Source organism: Ureibacillus sp. FSL W7-1570, assembly GCF_038593265.1.
GTDB classification, from domain to species: Bacteria; Bacillota; Bacilli; order Bacillales_A; family Planococcaceae; genus Ureibacillus; species Ureibacillus suwonensis.
Window position 1 is genome coordinate 2,294,684 of record NZ_CP151979.1, and the last position, 21,629, is coordinate 2,316,312.

21 protein-coding genes are annotated in these 21,629 nt (G+C 41.3%); 2 read left to right on the forward strand and 19 right to left on the reverse strand.

Annotation, left to right across the window (positions count from 1 at the left end):
• Positions 1 to 25 precede the first annotated feature (25 nt).
• The 11 genes from gltX to NST13_RS11605 form a co-directional block, all read right to left on the reverse strand.
• A complete protein-coding gene (gene gltX, locus NST13_RS11555) occupies positions 26 to 1,486 on the reverse strand; it encodes a glutamate--tRNA ligase (RefSeq protein WP_342580643.1) in 1,461 nt (486 codons plus the stop codon).
• A gap of 191 nt (positions 1,487 to 1,677) precedes the next feature.
• Positions 1,678 to 2,157, reverse strand: a complete 480-nt coding sequence (ispF, locus tag NST13_RS11560) for a 2-C-methyl-D-erythritol 2,4-cyclodiphosphate synthase (RefSeq protein ID WP_342470834.1) — start codon at positions 2,155 to 2,157, stop codon at positions 1,678 to 1,680.
• A gap of 182 nt (positions 2,158 to 2,339) precedes the next feature.
• On the reverse strand, positions 2,340 to 3,038 hold the full coding sequence (gene ispD, locus NST13_RS11565) for a 2-C-methyl-D-erythritol 4-phosphate cytidylyltransferase (protein WP_342470833.1): 699 nt from the start codon (positions 3,036 to 3,038) through the stop codon (positions 2,340 to 2,342).
• A 30-nt stretch (positions 3,039 to 3,068) separates the two neighbouring features.
• Positions 3,069 to 4,160, reverse strand: a complete 1,092-nt coding sequence (locus NST13_RS11570) for a PIN/TRAM domain-containing protein (protein ID WP_342470832.1) — start codon at positions 4,158 to 4,160, stop codon at positions 3,069 to 3,071.
• A 202-nt stretch (positions 4,161 to 4,362) separates the two neighbouring features.
• Entirely contained in the window at positions 4,363 to 5,733 is a 1,371-nt protein-coding gene (gene radA, locus NST13_RS11575; RefSeq protein WP_342580644.1) for a DNA repair protein RadA, read from the reverse strand.
• A 156-nt stretch (positions 5,734 to 5,889) separates the two neighbouring features.
• The gene (locus tag NST13_RS11580) at positions 5,890 to 8,328 is read right to left on the reverse strand and encodes an ATP-dependent Clp protease ATP-binding subunit (RefSeq protein ID WP_342470829.1); all 2,439 of its coding nucleotides are present in this window, start codon (positions 8,326 to 8,328) and stop codon (positions 5,890 to 5,892) included.
• Positions 8,318 to 9,418 carry a protein arginine kinase gene (locus tag NST13_RS11585; RefSeq protein ID WP_342470828.1) on the reverse strand — a complete coding sequence of 367 codons (1,101 nt, stop codon included), beginning with the start codon at positions 9,416 to 9,418 and terminating at the stop codon, positions 8,318 to 8,320. The genes NST13_RS11580 and NST13_RS11585 overlap by 11 nt, the downstream gene beginning before the upstream one ends.
• Complete coding sequence (locus tag NST13_RS11590) at positions 9,415 to 9,969, reverse strand: UvrB/UvrC motif-containing protein (RefSeq protein ID WP_342470827.1); 555 nt, start codon at positions 9,967 to 9,969, stop codon at positions 9,415 to 9,417. Before NST13_RS11590 ends, NST13_RS11585 begins: the two co-directional genes overlap by 4 nt.
• A gap of 14 nt (positions 9,970 to 9,983) precedes the next feature.
• On the reverse strand, positions 9,984 to 10,448 hold the full coding sequence (locus NST13_RS11595; RefSeq protein ID WP_342470826.1) for a CtsR family transcriptional regulator: 465 nt from the start codon (positions 10,446 to 10,448) through the stop codon (positions 9,984 to 9,986).
• A gap of 204 nt (positions 10,449 to 10,652) precedes the next feature.
• A complete protein-coding gene (locus tag NST13_RS11600; RefSeq protein WP_342470825.1) occupies positions 10,653 to 10,958 on the reverse strand; it encodes a DUF4870 domain-containing protein in 306 nt (101 codons plus the stop codon).
• A gap of 232 nt (positions 10,959 to 11,190) precedes the next feature.
• Positions 11,191 to 11,418, reverse strand: a complete 228-nt coding sequence (locus NST13_RS11605) for a hypothetical protein (RefSeq protein ID WP_342470824.1) — start codon at positions 11,416 to 11,418, stop codon at positions 11,191 to 11,193.
• Positions 11,419 to 11,556: 138 nt separating this feature from the next.
• Between NST13_RS11605 and NST13_RS11610 the strand changes: the two genes are divergently transcribed.
• On the forward strand, positions 11,557 to 12,873 hold the full coding sequence (locus tag NST13_RS11610) for a globin-coupled sensor protein (protein ID WP_342580645.1): 1,317 nt from the start codon (positions 11,557 to 11,559) through the stop codon (positions 12,871 to 12,873).
• Between the two features lie 73 nt (positions 12,874 to 12,946).
• Here NST13_RS11610 and NST13_RS11615 read toward each other — a convergent pair whose 3' ends face one another.
• The 5 genes from NST13_RS11615 to adh form a co-directional block, all read right to left on the reverse strand.
• Positions 12,947 to 13,441, reverse strand: coding sequence for an acyl-CoA thioesterase (locus NST13_RS11615; protein WP_342470822.1), 495 nt, complete (start codon positions 13,439 to 13,441; stop codon positions 12,947 to 12,949).
• Positions 13,442 to 13,538: 97 nt separating this feature from the next.
• Entirely contained in the window at positions 13,539 to 14,966 is a 1,428-nt protein-coding gene (locus NST13_RS11620; RefSeq protein WP_342580646.1) for an aldehyde dehydrogenase family protein, read from the reverse strand.
• Between the two features lie 60 nt (positions 14,967 to 15,026).
• On the reverse strand, positions 15,027 to 15,989 hold the full coding sequence (locus NST13_RS11625) for a DUF4003 family protein (RefSeq protein WP_342580647.1): 963 nt from the start codon (positions 15,987 to 15,989) through the stop codon (positions 15,027 to 15,029).
• An 89-nt stretch (positions 15,990 to 16,078) separates the two neighbouring features.
• The gene (locus NST13_RS11630; protein WP_141602024.1) at positions 16,079 to 16,444 is read right to left on the reverse strand and encodes a DUF779 domain-containing protein; all 366 of its coding nucleotides are present in this window, start codon (positions 16,442 to 16,444) and stop codon (positions 16,079 to 16,081) included.
• A gap of 23 nt (positions 16,445 to 16,467) precedes the next feature.
• Positions 16,468 to 18,003, reverse strand: a complete 1,536-nt coding sequence (gene adh / locus NST13_RS11635; protein WP_342580648.1) for an aldehyde dehydrogenase — start codon at positions 18,001 to 18,003, stop codon at positions 16,468 to 16,470.
• A gap of 394 nt (positions 18,004 to 18,397) precedes the next feature.
• Between adh and NST13_RS11640 the strand changes: the two genes are divergently transcribed.
• On the forward strand, positions 18,398 to 19,117 hold the full coding sequence (locus tag NST13_RS11640; protein ID WP_342470819.1) for a hypothetical protein: 720 nt from the start codon (positions 18,398 to 18,400) through the stop codon (positions 19,115 to 19,117).
• Between the two features lie 88 nt (positions 19,118 to 19,205).
• Here the strand turns inward: NST13_RS11640 and NST13_RS11645 are convergent, their stop codons facing one another.
• Genes NST13_RS11645 through NST13_RS11655 form a run of 3 tightly spaced genes read right to left on the reverse strand, consistent with a single transcriptional unit; the run spans position 19,206 to position 21,624 of the window.
• Positions 19,206 to 19,913 (reverse strand): ABC transporter ATP-binding protein, encoded by a 708-nt coding sequence (locus NST13_RS11645; protein WP_342470818.1) that lies wholly within the window; start codon positions 19,911 to 19,913, stop codon positions 19,206 to 19,208.
• Entirely contained in the window at positions 19,913 to 20,689 is a 777-nt protein-coding gene (locus NST13_RS11650) for an ABC transporter ATP-binding protein (protein WP_342580649.1), read from the reverse strand. Before NST13_RS11650 ends, NST13_RS11645 begins: the two co-directional genes overlap by 1 nt.
• Positions 20,686 to 21,624 (reverse strand): branched-chain amino acid ABC transporter permease, encoded by a 939-nt coding sequence (locus NST13_RS11655; protein WP_342580650.1) that lies wholly within the window; start codon positions 21,622 to 21,624, stop codon positions 20,686 to 20,688. Before NST13_RS11655 ends, NST13_RS11650 begins: the two co-directional genes overlap by 4 nt.
• Positions 21,625 to 21,629 lie beyond the last annotated feature (5 nt).

The window sequence follows — 21,629 nt, forward strand, 5'->3', positions numbered from 1 at the left end:
ATTCGCACCATTCATTAAGAACATCTTAGTTTGCCAATTTTTCTAAACGGGCCAACACTTTTTCTTTACCAACCAACTCAATCGTACTAGCCAAGTCCGGTCCATGAGTTTGGCCGGTTGTCACCACCCGGATTGGCATAAACAAGTTTTTCCCTTTATATCCTGTCTCTTTTTGCACCGCTTTAAGCGCCGCTTTAATGGAAGGGGCATCGAATGTTTCCAAGGACACCAATTGCTGTTTGAATGATGAAACCACTTCTTTGATGTGCTCCCAACCTAATACCTCTTGCGCTTCTTCATCATATTCCACTTCGTCTTTAAAGAATAGGCTTGATAGTTCCACAATCTCTGCGCCATAGCTCATTTGATTATGATACAAGCCGATCAATTTTGTCGCCCATTCTTTTTGTTCTTCATTCAACTCTTCAGGAAGCAGCCCCGCTTTTTGCAAGTGAGGAAGCGCCAGTTCCACCACTTCTTCCAAAGACAATTTTTTGATGTATTGGTTATTCATCCATGTTAGTTTATTCCGGTCAAACATGGAAGGTGATTTGGATAAACGTTTCTCATCAAACATTTCAATAAGCTGTTCTTTCGTAAAGATTTCTTCTTCCCCTTCCGGAGACCAACCGAGCAATGCGAAGAAGTTGAACATCGCTTCAGGCAAATATCCCAGTTCTTTATATTGGGAGATGAATTGAATGATGGATTCGTCACGTTTTGATAATTTCTTATGATTTTCATTCACAATGATCGTCAAATGGCCAAATTCCGGATATTCCCAACCGAACGCATCAAAAATCATCATTTGTTTCGGTGTGTTTGATAAATGCTCTTCGCCGCGGAATACATGCGTGATATCCATATAATGATCATCAAGTACAACCGCAAAGTTATAGGTAGGGATTCCGTTCGCTTTCATAATGACCCAATCGCCGATATCTTTTGATTCAAATGATACTTCTCCGCGCACCATATCATTGAATTTATAAGTGACATTTTCAGGCACTTTGAAGCGGATTGTGTATGGAATTCCTTGCGCTTCTTTTTCCGCGATTTCTTCTTTCGTCAAATGGCGGCATTTACCGTCATATGTTGGAGCCGCAATACCTTTTGCTCTTTGCGCTTCCCTTGAAGCTTCCAATTCTTCGGGCGTACAGAAGCATTTATAAGCCAAACCGCGTTCCAACAACTCTTCCGCATGTTTTTTATAAATATCCAATCTCTCTGTTTGGCGGTAAGGTGCATAAGGTCCACCAATATCAACGGATTCATCAGGAATAATGCCCAACCATCTCAAATTGTCAAGCTGGGATGCTTCACCGCCTTCTACATTGCGCTCTATATCCGTATCCTCAATGCGCACAACAAATGTTCCGTTGTAATGTTTTGCAAATAAATAGTTGAATAACGCTGTGCGTGCTCCACCGATATGTAAATGACCGGTAGGACTTGGTGCATACCGAACACGAACTTCTTTTGCCATCTTATTTTCCTCCTAAGTTGTGCAGTTGACAAACTGTGTTTTTCGTTATTACATTGCTAAAATCTTACTATTTCCAATGCTTCCCTCGACTTTTGTACATTTTACCACTCCAGTGCAGCATTGAAAAGTTGATGGTAGGAAAGAAATTTTGTCATTTCTGAAACGTAATGATTTTTCCTTACATGTAAGTACTACTGTTTTTTGATCAATAAAATGGTCGCAAGCGCTGCAATGCCTTCTTCCCGTCCAACAAAACCCAGTTTTTCCGTTGTCGTCGCTTTCACGTTCACTTGGGAAGGTTCCGCATGTAATAATTGAGCGATCCGGTTTTTCATTTGTTCAATATACGGAGCCATCTTTGGTCTTTGTGCCATAATCGTACAGTCCACATTTCCAAGAACATACCCTTTTTCCTCAACGATTTTCCAGATATATTCCAATAATTTTGCTGAGTCCGCATCTTTATATTGCGGATCTGTGTCCGGAAAATGGCGGCCGATATCCCCTTCACCAATCGCTCCAAGGGCCGCATCTGTAATCGCGTGTAATAGTACATCTGCATCGGAATGCCCTAAAAGCCCTTTTGTATGGGGGATTTCTATACCGCCGATAATCAGCGGACGCCCTTCTTGAAATGCATGAACGTCAAATCCTTGTCCAACCCGAAACATATATCAGCTGCATGTACTAGACGCTTTCTGTCTATTATGCAGCGTTCACCATCCTTTACTATAATATCTGAATCCAAATGACCACTTCATATATTAACATATTTCCCATTTGTATGGATTGTAAGCATTTTTCCCAAACAATCCTTTTAGATCATTAAACAAGAAAAGACCTCACGAATCGATCAGATTTGTGAGGTTTTCAGCTGCCGGTTTCTTAATATCGCTTCACCAAAGACCAAGTCCTCTTTTGTGGTAATTTTAATATTTTCATAGCTGCTTTCGACGATGTGAATTTCATAGCCGAGACGTTCCACAAGCATCGCTTCGTCCGTTCCTAAAAAACCCACTTTTTCTGCGACATCCTCTGCATGAAGCAACAGTTCGAAACGGAAAGCTTGCGGCGTCTGGATGGCCCATAAGTCATCCCGCTCCACCGTTTCAACGATGATGCCGTCCCGCACTTTTTTCATCGTATCCTTTGCGCGGACTCCCGCAATGGCAGCCCCTTTTTCATAAGCCGTTTCCACTAAACGGTCAATCACCGACTGAAGTATAAAGGGTCTTGCGGCATCATGGACAAGAACGATTTCCACATCCTTCATGACTTTTAAACATGCATGAACGGAATGTTGGCGTTCTTCCCCTCCATTCGGCAACCCCTTTACCTTAGTAATACCGTATTCATTCAATAAGTTTTGAATATATTCTCTTTCTTCCGGCTTAACCGCCAAGTAGATCCCTGTGCATTTTGGATCCTTTTCAAAGACTTCGAGAGTATGGATCAAAATCGGCTTATTGGCCAATGGCAAAAATAATTTGTTTTTTCCTGCCCCCATCCGTTTTCCGCTGCCGGCTGCCGGCAACACCACTTCATAATCCACAAGCTCAACTCCTACAATTGTTGCGTGTTTTTATGCTACTTGTTCGTCTTTCGGTTTTGCAAAAATCATGCGACCGGCGGATGTTTGCAATACGCTTGTCACCGTAACCGTTATTGCTTGGCCGATATAATTACGGCCACCTTCAACAACAATCATTGTGCCATCGTCCAAATAGGCGACTCCTTGATTTTGTTCCTTTCCATCTTTGATGACAACAACCTGCATATCTTCCCCGGGGATGACAACAGGTTTCACCGCGTTTGCCAGTTCATTGATATTCAATACTTGTACATGATGAAGTTCGCACACTTTATTTAAATTAAAATCGTTCGTTAAAATTTTCGCGCCCATTTTTTTCGCCAGCCGCACTAATTTTAAATCAACTTCTTGGATATCATCAAAGTCCTCTTCTGAAATAATCACATTTACCGATTTTCCGTCCTGTAATTTTTTCAACATATCAAGCCCCCGGCGTCCACGGGTGCGTTTCAACGTATCGCTGGAATCCGCAATATGCTGCAATTCCGTCAAAACGAATTGCGGCACCACCAATACCCCTTCAATAAATCCTGTAGTCGCAATATCCGCAATGCGGCCGTCGATGATAACGCTTGTATCCAGCAGTTTATATAACGTTTTTTCAGATCCGGGCTGGCCGGCTTCTCCGGCTTTCTTTTTCGCACCGACTCCTGATTTTGTAAATAGTTGTGAAAGTTCGTCCCTTTTTTTAAAGCCGACTCTAAATCCCAAATATCCCAGAATGATGGATAAAATAATCGGCAAGAAATCGGTAATAACCGGAATGTTAATTCGTTCAATCGCAAATCCCACAAAATATGCTACAATTAAACCGATAATCAACCCTAGAGTACCAAAGAATAAGTCCGCTGCCGGAATTTTAAAAAGCACCTCTTCCATCCAGTTGATAAATTTCACGCAATAGTCTGATAATGAAAACGAAAGAAGAAATAACAATAACGCCCCTATTGCTACCGATGTGTATGGATTATTTAACCATGGACTAGATGATAAATTAATAATTTCGTATAATGGCGGTAAAAAGACAAAACCCAAAGCACCACCAATAAACAGAAACGCAATTTGAATGATTCTCTTCAGCATCCTGCCACCTCCTTTTTTCTGATATATTATCTTACTGATAATTATACATGGTTCATGAATCCTTTGCGATTTGTAAGAACGCTTCATCGCATTTTTTGGACTTTTTTACCTTTTTTTCGCAAATTAAATCAACTTCTTCTTTATTTTTTTCCAATTCCTGAAGAAAAAATGCCCATTTTTCTCAAAACATGGTAAAATTCCCTCAATTGCCAAAACAAAGTTTCACCGCTTCATTGATTGTTTGAACACCGATCACTTCAATTTCTTTTGGATTTTCCCATCCTCCCAGATTGGAAGCCGGGATGAATACACGTTTAAAACCAAGTCTTGCAGCTTCATAAACCCGCTGCTCTATACGGGATACCCGTCTTACTTCTCCAGTAAGCCCCACTTCCCCAATGAACACATCCGTGACATTCACAGGCTGATTTTTGTAACTGGAAACAATCGATGTAAGAACAGCCAAGTCAATGGCCGGTTCATCCAATTTTACCCCGCCTGCCACTTTCACGTATGCGTCTTGGGCTTGCAAAAGCATTCCCATTCTTTTTTCCAAAACGGCCATCAATAATTGAACCCGGTTTTGATCCACGCCTGTCGCCATCCGTTTTGGATAGTTGAAACTTGTCGGCGTTACCAACGATTGGATTTCAACCAAAATCGGCCTTGTCCCTTCCATGGAAGCCACCACCGTAGAGCCTGCAGCACCTTGTGAACGTTCTTCCAAAAAGAGTTCAGAAGGATTTAATACTTCTTTTAAACCGGAGTGAATCATCTCGAAAATGGCAATTTCATTTGTGGAGCCAAATCGGTTCTTATGGCTTCTTAAAATCCGGTACGTGTGATGTCTCTCCCCTTCAAAGTAAAGAACCGTATCCACCATATGCTCCAATATTCTCGGACCTGCAATTTGCCCTTCTTTCGTTACATGCCCGACCAGGAAAGTTGCGATGCCCTTCGTTTTTGCGATTCTCATAAGCTCCGAAGTACATTCTCTCACCTGGGATACGCTGCCGGGAGCGCTTGTGACTTCCGGATGATGAACCGTTTGGATGGAGTCCACAATGATAAACCGGGGTTGTACTTCCTCAATACTATGACGAATCAGTTCCAGATCCGTTTCCGCATAGATGAATAATTCCTTTGATTGTACGCCGAGTCTTGATGCCCGGAGTCTCGTTTGTTTCAGCGATTCTTCCCCGGATACGTAAAGCACGCGATGTCCACTGTTGGATAAATCCGCCGATAGCTGCATAAGAAGGGTGGATTTTCCGATTCCCGGGTCTCCGCCAATGAGCACAAGAGAACCTGGCACAATGCCGCCCCCAAGTACCCGGTTCAGTTCCACCATGCTCGTTTCAAATCTTTGTTCTTCCTGCGTTTCAATGCTGACAATCGGTACGGCTTTCTGACTGGAGGCTTCTGAATGCTGAAACACTCCACGGGATTTTGAAATGACTTCTATTTCTTCCACAAAGCTGTTCCATTCCCCGCATCCAGGGCATCTTCCCAACCATTTCGGCGATTCATAGCCGCAGCTTTGACAGCAAAATTTTGTTTTCTTTTTGGCCATTGGTTCCTCCTATTATTCTTATTAGTACGGCGATGATAACAAAGACGGCTTAACATCTGCACCAAATGTCATTATTATTGATTTTCATATGTATTAAAATAAGCTGTGCCGCAAGTCAATCGCAGTTGGCTTGCGGACAGCTTCGTTTATAAAATTTTATGCACTTTCAACAGTATCTTTTTCTCTTACGACAAACGCGCCATCCACGTAGTCAAAGACGACTTTGCTATTTTTCGAAATAGTGCCTTTCAACAACTCTTCGGATAAACGGTCCTCAACATTTTTCTGTAAAGCACGGCGGATTGGACGGGCACCGTATTGAGGATCGTATCCTTCTTCCGCGATTTTCTCTAAAGCGGCATCCGTTAATTCCAAATCGATATCCTGATCTTTTAATCGTTTCACCAAAGATTTTGCCATCAAGGATACGATTTGTTTTAATTGATCTTTTTCCAACGGTTTGAACACAATGATTTCATCAATACGGTTTAGGAATTCTGGACGGAAGGCTTTTTTCAATTCTTCCATCATAGTAGATTTCATATCTTTATATTTGCTGTCTTTTTCTCCTACGCCGAATCCTAAGCTTTTTTGATATTTTAAGGCTTCCGCACCGATGTTGGATGTCATAATGACAACCGTGTTGCGGAAATCCACTGTACGTCCTTTTGAATCCGTTAAGCGTCCATCATCGAGCACTTGCAATAAGATGTTGAACACATCTGGATGGGCTTTTTCAATTTCGTCCAAAAGCACGACAGAGTATGGTTTTCGGCGCACTTTTTCCGTTAATTGGCCGCCTTCTTCAAATCCTACATATCCTGGAGGTGAACCAACAAGGCGGGAAGTGGAGTGTTTTTCCATATATTCGGACATGTCGATGCGGATCATTGCATCTTCATCTCCAAACATCACTTCTGCCAATGCTTTTGCAAGTTCTGTTTTCCCTACGCCAGTTGGCCCTAAGAAGATGAATGTACCAATTGGACGTTTTGGATCTTTAAGTCCTGCACGGGCGCGGCGGATCGCTCTGGAGATTGCCTCAACCGCTTCATGTTGGCCGACAACGCGTTTATGCAATTCTTCTTCCAAGTTAAGCAGTTTTTCAGACTCTTCTTGAGCAATTTTGTTTACCGGAATTCCCGTCCACATGGAAACGACTTCGGCAATATCTTCCACTGTCACTTTGGATTCTTCTTTGCCTTGTTTTTCTTTCCATGATTTTTTCAATTGCTCGAGTTCTTCTTTAATTTTTTGTTCTGTATCGCGCAATGCTGCCGCTTTTTCAAACTCCTGGCTTGAAACGGCTGCGTTTTTCTCATTGCGCACATGTTCCAATTTATCTTCGAGAGCTTTTAGATTTGGTGGCACTGTGAATGAGCGTAAACGCACTTTTGATCCCGCTTCATCAATCAAGTCAATGGCTTTGTCCGGCAAGAAACGGTCTGAAATGTAACGATCGGATAATTTTGCCGCCGCTTCAATCGCTTCATCTGTAATTTTTACACGGTGATGCGCTTCATAACGGTCACGCAAACCTTTGATGATCTGGATTGTTTCTTCCACTGTCGGTTCATCGACTTGAATTGGTTGGAAACGGCGTTCCAAAGCGGCATCTTTTTCAATGTATTTTCGATATTCATCCAATGTTGTGGCACCAATGCATTGCAATTCTCCGCGGGCAAGGGCCGGTTTTAAAATGTTGGAAGCGTCAATCGCACCTTCCGCACCACCTGCTCCAATCAATGTGTGCAATTCGTCGATGAACAGAATGATGTTACCTGCTTGGCGAATTTCATCCATCACTTTTTTCAAGCGGTCTTCGAATTCACCACGATATTTTGTACCTGCTACAACCGTACCCATATCAAGCGTCATCACGCGTTTATCACGCAATGTTTCAGGCACTTCGTTATTGACGATTTGCTGGGCAAGTCCTTCTGCAATGGCTGTCTTACCTACACCCGGTTCACCAATCAACACAGGGTTGTTTTTTGTACGGCGTGAAAGCACTTCGATCACACGTGTGATCTCTTTGCTTCGTCCAATCACTGGATCAAGGCCGCCTTCACGGGCAATAGCAGTCAAATCCCGGGCTAAGCTGTCCAGTGTTGGTGTGCTGACTGTTTGAGTCGGATTGGCGTTTTGGGAAACATCATTGTTGCCCAAAAGCAATAGAACTTGTTGGCGGGCTTTATTGAGACTCACACCAGCGTTTGCAAGCACTCTCGCGGCAACACCTTCGCCTTCGCGAATCAATGCAAGCAGGATATGTTCTGTGCCGATGTAAGCATGGCCCAATTTCCGCGATTCATCAACGGCGAGTTCAATGACTTTTTTCGCTCTAGGTGTATAGTGAACAATTGGCCCTACATCTTTCGTTCCTTTTCCGACTAATTCTTCGATGCCCCGTTCAATCATTTCCGGCGTTACATCGATGGCTTCCAAAGCTTTTGCTGCGATGCCTCCGCCTTCCCGGATAAGCCCAAGCAAGATGTGCTCTGTGCCGATGGATTCATGTTTCCAACGGATCGCTTCTTCTTGTGCCAACTGCAACACTTTTTGGGCGCGTTGAGTGAATCGATTAAACATCATATCTTTCCTCTCCTTTTCCTCTAGGTTTTGAATTACCACTGTTTAATTTTTCGCGTATCAGTTTTGCTCTATATACATCCCGTTCAGCCGGTTCCAAGGTAGTGCCTGCATATTGTTGTACAAACCCCGGTTGAATAAGAATCGTACACTCATTTAAAATATGCTTTGAAACATCTTTAATGATTCCTAAATCAACACCTAACCGGACATTGGATAAACATGTCGCCGCTTCTTCGCTTGTCATGATCCGCGCATGTTTCAAAGTTCCATAAGCCCGGTGAATGCGGTCTTCCAAAGCGACTCTGGATTGTGCCAAAAGAGTTTGTCTTGCGTTTCGTTCCTGTTCAATAATTTGTGTCACGACTGTTTGCAAATCATCGACAATTTCATCTTCCGACTTGCCAAGAGTCACTTGATTTGAAATTTGATACATGTTTCCTAAGTTTTCGCTGCCTTCACCGTAGATGCCTCGCACGACCATGCCAAAGCGGGCAAGCATTTGGGTCAATGCTTTGATCTGTTTCGTCATGGAAAGTCCAGGCAAATGCATCATGACGGATGCTCTCATCCCTGTACCTACATTGGTTGGGCAGCTTGTTAAATAGCCGAATTCATTATGGAAAGCAAACGGCAATAATTTTTCAAGTTGACTATCCAATTTATTTGCCATTTCATAAGTTTCCATGAGCTTAAGTCCAGGGGATAAGCATTGGATTCTTAAATGGTCTTCTTCGTTGACCATGACGCTGATGGCTTCATCCTGCGAAATGATGACGGATGCAAACTTTTCCCTTTTTGCAAGCATTGGACTGATCAGATGTTTTTCCACGAGTACTTGGCGTTGCAGTACAGGCATTTCCTGTATTGTGAAATGGGAAAAATCATGATTGTTATCTTTCAATTGGTAAAACGCCTGCGTCACCATTTGATCGATTGTTTTCGCTTCTTCATCTGAAAAGATGATCGGAAAACGGAAACCCTCCAAATTTCTTGCCAACCGGATGCGTGTGGAAATCACAATGTCATCTTCCGCACCATCAGTTCCCATCCAACTTGGCGCCTCCGCTTTTAAGAAATATTCAAGATTCATGGTGTATCCACACCTCCCATTTCCAGCTTACGTTCCAATTCCTTGATTTCATCCCTGAATTTTGCCGCATCCTCAAAACGTTCGTCTTGGATCGCCAATTGCAGCTGCTCACGGGCATGTTCGATCTGTTTTTTCAAAATGCGGTTGTTATCCACTTTTTGTCCTGGTCTTTTTCCTGTATGTTTCGTTCCGGCCTGGAATTTTTCAAGTACTTGAGGAAGTTTTTCGCTAAAGGTTTCATAACATTGCGGGCAGCCTAATTTTCCTTCGTTTAAAAACTTGCGGAAAGTAAATCCACAAGCGGGGCATGCGACCGTTTGCACGGAAGGCTGAACAGTTCTTTCCTGCAAATCGTTTTTCCAGAGAGGCATGCCGAACCAGTTCGAAAGCAATTGATGGATCGGGAATTGTTCTTCTTTGGGAAAATCCAGGCTGAATGGATGAAATTGTGCGGCACATACTTCGCAATAATGTTTCTCGCTTTTATGTCCATTGATGATTTGTGTGACTGTAACCGTTGCTTTCCGTTGCTTACAGTGTTCACAAAGCATGACCTACCACCTCTTCATTTTTCATATTTTAAAGTTAATAACATCGCTTTTAAAATCGCCGACCTCAATTCATCGCGAGTTGGTAGTTGCAGCTTTAATGTATCCCGATTGACGGCTGCGAGCATCAATGTTGCTTCTCTTTCATTGATCATTTCTTCTTCCAGCAAGCGATAAATGATATCTTCCGCCATATTTTGGGTGGCGCCTTTTTCGATTTGCTTTATTAAATGATCTATCAACTCAACTTTTGAGCTCGGTTTCACACGGAAAATCCGGATATATCCACCGCCACCCCGTTTACTTTCAACAAGGTAGCCTTTTTCCACCGTGAATCGTGTATTGATTACATAATTAATTTGCGAGGGAACACACTGGAATTTATCGGCCAATTCGCTGCGTTTGATTTCAATATGTCCTTTACCATCTAATTCGATAACCCTTTTTAAATACCCTTCAATCAAGTCGGAAATATTTTTCATTTTTTTTACAATTCACCTCGCTTTTTTGACTTTGACTTTCTTTGACTTTATTATATTTCCTTTTTCGCTCATGTGCAAATAAAAACCCTCGACAAAATGGAGGTTAAAAAAATCGACAATACGTATTACTTTACGTTTTGCCGATTTTTATCTAATATATTCATCTTTGCTTAAAGATGCAGGGTCATGAAAAGGTCCTGCCGATTACACCCAACGGCCTACAAAAGGATAGTTCCAATCGTTCTCCTGAAGGGCATTGATAATACCGATAATTGGAACAACAATTGTCATAATGCCGAAAATGATTAAGAATGGAATGCCAATCAATACGAAACTTAACACCGTCGATATGCCAATCAATACCCACATGACGAATTGGAATAACAACGCTTGGACGGAAAGCCGCTTCACACTTTCATCACTGCTGATTAAGAAAAATAAAATTGGCACTAAAACCGGAGCAAAAAACGCACTTGCATGTATGATTACTTTCGCCCACTTTTCTTCCATATATTTGTCAACTCCCGTTTCTTTTTGTTCATATTTATTAATTACTTGCTATATACATATACGGATGATTCTTTTAATAGTTTCAACTTCTTGAAATTTTTTTAAATTTATTGCTTAATTCACCACTTATTTTTTCCATTGTTTTCAATTAATAGACAAAAAGTTCTTTAGAAATTTCAATGTTGTATGCTATTATTTGAAAAAAGAAAAAAGCCTGCCCATATGAGCGGCTTTACTTATCCTTTTTTTGTCCATCCACATTTTTCGGATCTACATAATCAGGATGTTCTGTAGGGAATAGAAAGCGGGCAAAAAGACCCGAAAATAGGGTAGCACTGATGATAATCAATATTTTATGGTTCTTTGGTACTTCTTCAAACATATGATTCAACATCAGGGCAGCAAATACTGCCACTGTCACCATTGAAACTATGATATATGCAAGCCTTCGCTGGTTCATCTTGACAAACATCCTTTGCGCTTACTTTTAAATACATAAACTAATCGTATTTTACAACGTATCCAAGGAAAATACAAATTCAGGTATTGAGTTTGCAAGAATGATTTTAATAAAAAATGATTAGAGTGGGGGATACATATGAAGTTTGTGCCATTCAGTAAAGACGGCAAGTCAATGGAGGAACGGTTTTTTGATCTTGAAACATATGTTCACAATGTATTAATCGAGGTTTCCGAGTATCCCGGCATAGCTAAGCAAATTGAAACAATTCAATTGACCAAAAATGATTTGGCTATCCTGCGTCAGTTAAAACCTCTCATTAAAAACTATATTCCAAAAATGGTGAATACTTTTTACGATAACATTTCGATTAATCGCCAACTCGTTGATCTTATCAATCGATATTCAACAATGGACCGATTAAAAATAACGCTCACCAAACATATAAATGATATTTTCGAAGGGCAGATTGATAAAAAATATATCGAAAACCGGACTAGGATTGCTCTTGCGCATATCAAGATTGGACTGATGTCAAAATGGTATCTTTCATCATTCCAATCTCTGAATTCTTCTTTTGCACAGTTCATCCAAGAATTGAATCTTTCGAATGAAGAAGCATTGCGCGCAACCAATGCCTTCTCAAAGATTATCAATTTGGAACAGCAGCTCGTAATTGAAGCCTATGAAAAAGAACAAGAACGGGTCCGCAAAGAAAATGACAAAATAAAACAATCTCTGATCGCATCCATTCAACAAATCGCCCAAGAACTGAATGTGATGAATCAAGAAACGACGACATCCATCCAAATCATTTCAGAGCAATCTCAAAATATTGCTTCATCCACATCGCAAGGTTTGGATTATGTTGCGGATACAGAAGAAAAATCAAATCAGGGTAAATCCCAATTGGCGAAACAAACAGACTTGATGAATATGATTTTAAACAGTGTCAATTTATTGGAAGATTCCATGATTCACTTACGTTCGTCTTCCCAAAAAATTTCTGAAATTGTCAATTTGGTGACTGGCATTGCCGATCAGACAAACTTGCTCGCTTTAAACGCTTCCATTGAAGCCGCCCGTGCAGGCGAACACGGGAAAGGGTTTGCCGTTGTAGCGGAAGAAGTGCGAAAGCTTGCGGAAGAAACGAAGAAAGCCGTGCAAAGCGTTTCTACATTAATAAAAGAAATGGAAGCGAATATTTCTGAAATGACATCCAGTGTAAATAACGTGGATGAACAAGTGAAACTAAGTGTGGAAACCCAGGAGCATTTGGCGGAATCCTTTGAACAAATTGCCAAGAAAGTGTCGGGAATCCGCAATCAGTATGCTTCCACTTCCAAAGATATTGAACAAATTTCCAATAATATTGCAAACCTGGTGGAAAGCACTTCTCTTATAGCCAAATCTTCGGATACTTTAATTAAAGCGGTTCACGATTTTTCGAATTAATGGATAAAAGAACTTCAACCTGCTTATAAAAACCGAAGCTGTCTGGAAAAATATTTCCGGACAGCTTCAATATTTATTTTAGGAGGGCAACCTCTTTTAATTTTTTTCTTTTTTCCTTCCTCAACTTTTGTCTTTCTAATCCGGCTTTGTGTAATCTCTCTTCTTCCACCGTCTCCGGATAAACTTCCGGAACCGGCGTCGGTTTCCCTTCTTCATCAATGGCCACCATCGTTACAAAAGATTCTGTTGTCAATTTTTCCTCTCCGGTTTTGATGTTGCGGGACAAGACACGCACATACACTTCCATGGATGTCCTTCCTGTGGAAGTGACGATGGCTTCCAACTCCAACATATCCCCCACATAAGCGGGAGAAACGAAATCGACGGAATCAAATGAAGCGGTTACCACTTCTTTCTTACAATGTTTCATGCAAGAAAGTGCCGCTATTTCATCAATATACGCCAAGATCTTTCCTCCGAAAATGGAACCATATTGATTCGCATCAGGAGGTAATACGAGTCGGTTCTGAACCGTACGTGACTGGCTCATTGGATATGCATTGCTCATTTGTATGTCCTCCAATTCATTGTATACTATTCCAATACATTGCGATTATTATGCAAACATAATATTAATTTCATACAGATGAGCATTGCAACTTTTTTTACAGGTCTGTTTTAATCGTTATAAATTTCAAATCCGTCATTTCTTCAATGGCATATTTAATACCTTCCCGCCCATATCCGCTATTTTTCACACCGCCATATGGCATATTATCTATGCGGAATGTCGGGATATCATTAATGACAACCGCCCCCGCTTCCAATTCATCCGCCGCTTTTAAAGCATCTGTAAGAACGTTAGTATATATTCCCGCATTTAAACCTAAATCGGAGGCATTGACATATTGAATCGCTTCATCCAATGTTTTGTAAGGGACGATGGAAACAATCGGCGCAAAGGTTTCCAAGCACATGATTTTCATATCCGGTTTCACGTTCACCATCACGGTTGGAGTCATCGTGCGTTCAGTGAATTCCGCACCTGTCGCCACTTCCGCCCCTTGCGCTTTCGCTTCTTCTATCCAAGCTTTGATGCGCTCGACTTCTTTCGGATGAATCATGGCGCTTAAATCCGTCGTCGGGTCAAACGGATCTCCCAGTTTCAATTTTTTCGTTTCTTTCACAAAAGCCTCTGTAAATTGATCGTAAATGGATTCATGAACATAAATTCGTTGCAGCGAAATGCATACTTGTCCGGAAAAGCCGAATGCGCCGCTCACCGTGCGAGGGACGATTTTTTCGATCGGCGTGCTCGGTTCGATGATAACCGCCGCATTGGAACCCAATTCTAATGTCACTTTTCTTAAGCCCACTTTTTCTTTGATTTTCATTCCAACCGCGCCACTGCCAGTGAACGTCACTTTTTTCACAAAAGGATGGGTCACTAGCACATCGCTCAATTCTCCGCCTGAGCCGGTCACGATTTGCAATGCGCCATCAGGAAGACCGGCTTCTTTAAAAATTTCCGCCATCGCCAATGCGCTTAACGGTGTTTGAGTGGCCGGTTTTAAAACAACCGTATTTCCGACTGCAAAGGCTGGCCCCAATTTATGGGCAACGAGATTGAACGGAAAGTTAAATGGCGTAATGGCCGAAACAACTCCTAGAGGGATACGTTTTGTAAAGCCGAGGCGATTTTTTCCACCCGGAGCTGCATCCATCGGCACGGTTTCGCCAAAAACATTTTTTGCCGCCTCTGCCGAAAACTGATAAGTGGCAATCGTACGGTCCAATTCAGCAAGTCCGGCGGTAATCGGCTTTCCAGCTTCATTGGCAAGAATTTCTGCAAATTCTTGTTTTCTTTTCTTCATGATGTCCACAACTTTATATAAGATTTCCGCTCTTTCATACGCAGATGTTTTTTTAAACGTTTGGAAAGCCTCATGAGCTCCCTGGATGGCCCGTTCCACATCTTGTACAGAAGCCTTTGCCACTTTGGCAATCACTTCGCCAGTATAAGGAGCCGTTAAGTCATAGGTTTCTTTCGCTTCCTCCCATTGACCGTTAATCCATAATTTTGTTTCTTTCATCTCCTACACCTCCATTATGATTTATTTCCATTTTATCACTCCCAACAATTTTTGAGTGAATCAACGGAAGAAATCCAACAAATCAATTCCAGGCAAAAAAATAATATCCACAACATCCAGCGTAATTTCCATAACATCAATTAAATCTTCAATAAAAAGCTCTTTCATATCGACCATATTTTGCACCTCAACCAGCTCTCTCATGATTTTTTGGATGGCGACAATTAGTGCCAATTCCTTTGCCATGCGGAATATTTTTAATTCCAATAAAGCTTTCTGCCATTCCGCTATTTCATCTATTTTTTCATTATCTGTTGCATTTAACGCTAAAATCCCCAAATACGGATAGTGTATCGGTTTTACTTTGATGCCTCTATGATTCAATGAATGCCGCAGCTCTGCCACATACTGGAGAAGCGTTTCGTTATAATCGGCGCTGTACATTGTTAAAATTTGCGCAAGGGATTGAAGGGAATTGCCCAACAGAAACCCTTGTTTTCTTAAAGCTTTGTAATATTGCACCATTGTTTCTACTTGTAATTGAGGGGGTTCATTTACTTTTGATAATAAAACTGCATAAGGTACATCTTCTTTGGACGTTAAAATGAATTGTTTCCTGTGCATTTCATCATATAACGTTTTTGCCCGTTTTGCGTGAAGATGAATATCTTCATCCAGCATCATCGCACCCGCCAACCGGAAAGGGGAGTTATGAAACCCGGCTTCTTTTAACGCCCCATCCCTTTGCAATAAATTTTCAAAGCATGCTTCCAAATCTTGCCCCAAAAACCGGGCGGCTATGTAATAGGGAATCGGCGAATTTTTTTGGATGGACAAAGCCTTTTTTGAGTATTCCGCCATTTGGTCGACGATTTTTTGCAGCGCCACTCCGCTGAATTCCCTTTTTTCAAGGGTATACTTGCTGGCAAGGGAAATAACCGCGCTTACTTTAAATTGATTTCCAAAATAATTGACGACCCGGTTGTAATTGTTTTGAAGTTCTTCGGTAATTTGTGTATCCATTTCTAATCACTCCTAGTTGTTATACGTTTTCCAGGAGGACAAGTTTCAAAATGAATAAAGGGGAACTCCATAAGAAGTTCCCCTTTTATTTATGAACTTACCTTTTTTAATTCCGCGAGTTCATCGGAAGTGAATGCCCTTGATCTGGTCAAGAAGCGTTTTCCTTCCACACCTTCCAAACTGAACATGCCACCGCGGCCTTCCACAACATCAATGATCAGTTGCGTATGCTTCCAATATTCAAATTGGGTTTTATGCATATAAAATTTGGCTCCACCAATTTCCCCTAATAATATATCATTGTCTCCGATGATTAAATCCCCTTCAGGATAACACATAGGAGAAGAGCCATCGCAACATCCGCCTGATTGATGGAAAATAATTGGACCATGTTTTTTCTTTAACTGTTCAATGAGGGCAAGGGCTGCATCCGTCGCAACAACGCGTTCCACCAAAGCCATCCCTCCCTGGATAGGAATTAGAAGAAGCCAAGTTTATTTGGATCGTAGCTCACCAGCAAGTTTTTCGTTTGTTGATAGTGTGAAAGCATCATTTTGTGCGTTTCGCGGCCGATTCCGCTCATTTTGTATCCGCCGAACGCTGCATGAGCAGGATATTGATGGTAACAGTTTGTCCATACACGTCCCGCTTGAATGCCGCGTCCCATGCGATAAGCGGTATTAATGTCGCGAGTCCATACGCCTGCGCCTAAACCGTACATTGTATCGTTTGCGATTTCCAACGCTTCTTCCGGCGTTTTAAATGTTGTGACTGCCACAACCGGTCCGAAAATTTCTTCTTGGAAAATGCGCATTTTGTTATGGCCTTTGAAAACAGTCGGCTTAATGTAGTAGCCATCCGCCAGTTCGCCATCCAATTTGTTGCGCTCACCACCAATAAGCAGTTCCGCACCTTCCTGCTTGCCAATATCAATGTAAGATAAAATCTTCTCCATCTGTTCCGTTGAAGCCTGAGCCCCAATCATTGTCGACGGATCAAGCGGGTTTCCTTGCTTAATGGCTTTCACCCGTTCAAGGGCCCGTTCCATAAATTTATCGTAAATGGATTCCTGGATTAACGCTCTTGAAGGGCATGTACATACTTCCCCTTGGTTTAGGGCAAACAATACAAAGCCTTCAATCGCTTTATCCAAAAATTCATCATCCGCATCAAAAACATCTTCAAAGAAGATATTTGGCGATTTTCCACCCAGCTCCAATGTTACTGGAATAATATTTTGTGATGCATATTGCATAATGAGTCTGCCTGTCGTTGTTTCACCGGTAAATGCCACTTTTCCAATGCGCGGATTGGATGCCAATGGTTTTCCGGCTTCCAAACCGAAACCGTTTACAATATTGACAACACCCGGTGGCAATAAATCTTCAATAAGCTCCATCAACACCAAAATGGAAGTTGGAGTTTGCTCAGCCGGTTTTAAAACCACGCAGTTTCCTGCCGCAAGGGCTGGTGCCAGTTTCCATGCTGCCATTAAAATTGGGAAGTTCCATGGAATAATTTGTCCAACTACACCAATTGGTTCATGAAAATGGTATGCTATCGTATTGTCATCAATTTGGCTGATGCCGCCTTCTTGAGCCCGAATGACTCCTGCAAAATAGCGGAAATGATCGATAGCCAGAGGTATATCCGCATTTAATGTTTCACGGACCGGCTTACCATTTTCCCAGCTTTCAGCAACTGCTAGCAATTCTAAATTTTCTTCCATGCGATCGGCGATTTTGTTCAAAATTTTTGCTCTTTCCGCAACGGAAGTTCTTCCCCAAGCATCCTTTGCATTATGGGCTGCATCAATGGCAAGTTCAATATCTTCCGCTGTGGAACGAGCCACTTTCGTGTAAGGTTTCCCAGTGACCGGCGAAATGTTGTCAAAATACTCACCATTCACTGGCGGTGTCCATTTTCCTCCGATATAGTTGTCGTATCGCTCCTTAAAGTTTACAATTGCTCCTTCCGTGTTTGGAAATGCATATGCGGCAGTTAAAACTGACATTTCTACTACTCCCCCTTAAAAATTTTTATACCTTTTCCTTGCAGACCCATCATTGTCTACTAAAAGGTATTTAATAATTATTTATTCAGAAACTTTCTGGTTTATTTCTGAATAATATAAAATTTTTTTGACTTTATTATTCTCTTGCATACCCCCTATGGACTTATTCAATCAGTTTCTTATCTCTACCCAACTCTTCACATCAATAAACTACCTGTTATTCGAAAATTTCGATTTTTTCTTTTTTTATTCACGTTTTTTTCTGTTTTGTTCGCATCCCGTTTTACATCCTATTTTCATGGATTAATAGAAATATATAGTCTTTTCTAGTCAAATGGTTGTACAATATATTTAATAGGTTCCGGTTTTCAGAGATAAAAAAGGTGGGATCAATATGTTATCCATTCAAAGCACTGAACGATTGACGGGGGGCCGAATCAGCGGCGACTATTGGGATTTAGATGAGCTGATCAATTCCATCTATGAAGTCATTGGGGATGAAAATAAATATTACGATTACCAAGGGGCCAGACAACGCATTTTAAAAGTTTGCCTTCATTTGAGAAAAGCGACGCAAGGCGAATGCAATATCGAATTTGTTGCAAATGGAATACATAAAGGAATCGAAAAGAAAAAAGACATTCTTGCCCCACAAAAAAATGTCTATTTTTCCGTTGAAATTTTATGGCCGGAATTAATTTTTACCACGCTTGCTTTAAATGACTTCATCGATTTGTATAATGAATTCATCGACGGCAATCCATGGAATCCACATATAACAACGATCCGGAAATTCCAGTCTGTTGTTACGGATTGTTTAAGGGAGCATTTGCCGGAAGAACATTTCAATGTATTTATTCATCTCATGTTCAATAAGTCACCAAAGTACTACCGTTATGCCACCCAATATGTAGATGTTTTAAACTTGGAGTATTTGAAACTTTCGTTTGAAGAAAGAAAGGAGAATTTAGGCGCCTTTGCCATCCGGCTGATGGTGGAGGATGATGAATACATTGCATTAAAAGATGAAATATTGGCCACTGCAAATCTTACAAAACACGAAATCCATGAATTGCCTATTCAAATGAAATATCCTGACCATATTGAATGGTAAAAATCATGCTCCGCTGAATCAGATCACCATAAAAAGTGAAAAAGGCTTACCGAAAAGATCCGTTCTCTTTTCGGATAAGCCTTTTTCATTATATGCCACCCAAATATGCAGCTTTTACTTGCTCACTTTCTTGAAGTTCTTTCGCTTCTCCTGACAATACGATTCTTCCCGTCTCAATAACATAAGCCCGGTCTGCAATTGATAGTGCCATGTGGGCGTTCTGTTCGACAAGCAAAATCGTTGTTCCTTCTTTATTAATGGATTGAATGATTTCAAAGATTTGCTGAACGATTAATGGAGCCAACCCCATCGATGGTTCATCCAAAAGCAACAGCTTTGGTTTAGACATGATGGCTCTTCCAATCGCCAACATCTGTTGTTCCCCACCGGATAAAGTACCGGCCAATTGTTTTCTACGCTCTTTTAAGATTGGGAACATTTCAAATACATGGTTCAAATCTTTTTTGATCCCTTCCCGATCTTTCCGAAGATATGCGCCCAAATCCAAATTCTCTTCAACGGACATATTGGCGAATACTCTGCGGCCTTCCGGTACATGGATAATACCGTTTTTCACAATCACCTGTGCCGGTTTGCCCCCGATTTGTTGCTTGTTATATGTGATTGTGCCATGTTTTGGTTTCAACAAACCGGACAATGTTTTTAATAAGGTTGTTTTTCCTGCGCCGTTCGCACCGATTAACGTAACAATCTCACCTTCATTTACTTCCAAGGAGACATCTTTTAATGCATGGATATTCCCATAATATACATCAATATTATTTACTTGTAACATTAGTTCTTAACCTCCTCGCCAAGGTAAGCTTCGATAACTTTAGGATTGTTACGTATTTCTTCCGGTGTTCCTTCCGCTATCAATTGGCCATGGTCCAGCACGTAAATCCGTTCACAAATCCCCATGACCAAACTCATGTCGTGTTCGATCAATAATATTGTCAAATCAAATTCTTTTCGGATTAATGCAATCAAATCCATTAAATCTTGTGTTTCTTGCGGGTTCATACCTGCTGCGGGCTCGTCCAACAAAAGCAGCTTTGGCCCCGCAGCAAGCGCCCGGGCGATTTCAAGGCGACGTTGCATCCCATAAGGCAAGTTTTTGGCCAACTCATCTTTATAAACATCGAGTCCGAAAATTTTTAAGAACTCAATGGACTCTTTCTCCATTTCCGCTTCGCTTTTAAAATGGCTTGGCAATCGGAGGATGGAAGAAAGGATGGAATGGTTTGCAAGGTGATGGTTTGCAATTTTTACGTTATCCAATACAGTCAAATCTTTGAACAAGCGGATATTTTGGAAAGTCCGGCTGATCCCTTTATGGGTTACTTGATACGGTTTTAACCCTTTAATGCTTTTGCCGTCAAAGGTAATTTCACCTTCAGTTGGCGTATATACGCCGGTCAACATGTTGAATGTTGTTGTTTTTCCGGCTCCATTCGGACCAATAAGGCCGATAAGTTCACCTTTATTGATATACATGTTTACATTTTGAACCGCTTTTAATCCGCCAAACTGTATGCCGATGTTCTCTAACTTTACAAGAGGATTGCTCATGCTTCAGAACCTCCTCTTTTTTTCATTTTGAATACATCTTTCAGCTCTTTCGTTCCCATGAGTCCTGCTGGTCGGTACAACATCACAAGAATCAACACGACGGAGTAAATAATCATACGTGTTTCCGGGAATGCCTGCAAATATTGTGAAACAGCTGTTAAGAAGATCGCTGCAATGACAGAACCTGAAAGACTTCCTAAACCTCCCAACACAACGTAAATCAAAATTTCAAAGGATTTTAGGAAGTTAAATGCTGTCGGTTGAATGATATAGAAGTTATGTGCATAAAGCGCGCCTGCAACTCCCGCAAAAAGTGAACCGATAACAAAAGCAACCACTTTATAATAAGTTGTATTAATCCCCATTGCATCGGCGGCGATTTCATCTTCACGGATCGCCAAACAGCTGCGTCCATGCCGTGACTTTGTAAAGTTGGAAATAACCATGATGGTAATCACAACACCAACAAAGGCATAAGTCCAAGTAGTTGCGTGATTTACAACCATCCCAGCTGCCCCGCCTATATAATCCACATTTAAGAAAACAATTCGGATAATCTCTGCAAAACCTAATGTACAGATGGCCAAGTAGTCACCCTTCAAACGCAATGAAGGCACACCAACAAGTACGCCGGCAACAGCCGCCACAACACCTGCCAAGATGATCCCAACAATAAACGGCAAGCCCAATTTCATCGTACAAATGGCGCTAATATACGCACCTACCGCCATAAATCCGGCATGTCCAATGGAAAATTGCCCTGTAATCCCAATAACAATATGCAAACTTACTGCCAGCATAACGTTGATGCAAATGGTAATTAACATGTTTTGATAATACAAATCTAGCATTCCATTAGTAAGCATTACTTGTACAATTGCATAGATTACCAGCGCAAATGCTAAATAAATCCAAAAGGCTTTTGATTTTTTCATTACCC

Coding starts and splice junctions, on each gene's coding strand:
- NST13_RS11615 (WP_342470822.1), bottom strand. CDS start 13,441: ATGAGCAATGCATATCCAATGAGCCAGTCACGTACGGTTCAGAACCGA.
- NST13_RS11610 (WP_342580645.1), top strand. CDS start 11,557: ATGAAGTTTGTGCCATTCAGTAAAGACGGCAAGTCAATGGAGGAACGG.
- NST13_RS11580 (WP_342470829.1), bottom strand. CDS start 8,328: ATGATGTTTAATCGATTCACTCAACGCGCCCAAAAAGTGTTGCAGTTG.
- NST13_RS11605 (WP_342470824.1), bottom strand. CDS start 11,418: ATGAACCAGCGAAGGCTTGCATATATCATAGTTTCAATGGTGACAGTG.
- NST13_RS11590 (WP_342470827.1), bottom strand. CDS start 9,969: ATGCTTTGTGAACACTGTAAGCAACGGAAAGCAACGGTTACAGTCACA.
- gltX (WP_342580643.1), bottom strand. CDS start 1,486: ATGGCAAAAGAAGTTCGTGTTCGGTATGCACCAAGTCCTACCGGTCAT.
- NST13_RS11585 (WP_342470828.1), bottom strand. CDS start 9,418: ATGAATCTTGAATATTTCTTAAAAGCGGAGGCGCCAAGTTGGATGGGA.
- NST13_RS11645 (WP_342470818.1), bottom strand. CDS start 19,913: ATGTTACAAGTAAATAATATTGATGTATATTATGGGAATATCCATGCA.
- NST13_RS11640 (WP_342470819.1), top strand. CDS start 18,398: ATGTTATCCATTCAAAGCACTGAACGATTGACGGGGGGCCGAATCAGC.
- radA (WP_342580644.1), bottom strand. CDS start 5,733: ATGGCCAAAAAGAAAACAAAATTTTGCTGTCAAAGCTGCGGCTATGAA.
- NST13_RS11650 (WP_342580649.1), bottom strand. CDS start 20,689: ATGAGCAATCCTCTTGTAAAGTTAGAGAACATCGGCATACAGTTTGGC.
- NST13_RS11620 (WP_342580646.1), bottom strand. CDS start 14,966: ATGAAAGAAACAAAATTATGGATTAACGGTCAATGGGAGGAAGCGAAA.
- NST13_RS11625 (WP_342580647.1), bottom strand. CDS start 15,989: ATGGATACACAAATTACCGAAGAACTTCAAAACAATTACAACCGGGTC.
- adh (WP_342580648.1), bottom strand. CDS start 18,003: ATGTCAGTTTTAACTGCCGCATATGCATTTCCAAACACGGAAGGAGCA.
- NST13_RS11595 (WP_342470826.1), bottom strand. CDS start 10,448: ATGAAAAATATTTCCGACTTGATTGAAGGGTATTTAAAAAGGGTTATC.
- NST13_RS11600 (WP_342470825.1), bottom strand. CDS start 10,958: ATGGAAGAAAAGTGGGCGAAAGTAATCATACATGCAAGTGCGTTTTTT.
- NST13_RS11655 (WP_342580650.1), bottom strand. CDS start 21,624: ATGAAAAAATCAAAAGCCTTTTGGATTTATTTAGCATTTGCGCTGGTA.
- NST13_RS11570 (WP_342470832.1), bottom strand. CDS start 4,160: ATGCTGAAGAGAATCATTCAAATTGCGTTTCTGTTTATTGGTGGTGCT.
- ispF (WP_342470834.1), bottom strand. CDS start 2,157: ATGTTTCGGGTTGGACAAGGATTTGACGTTCATGCATTTCAAGAAGGG.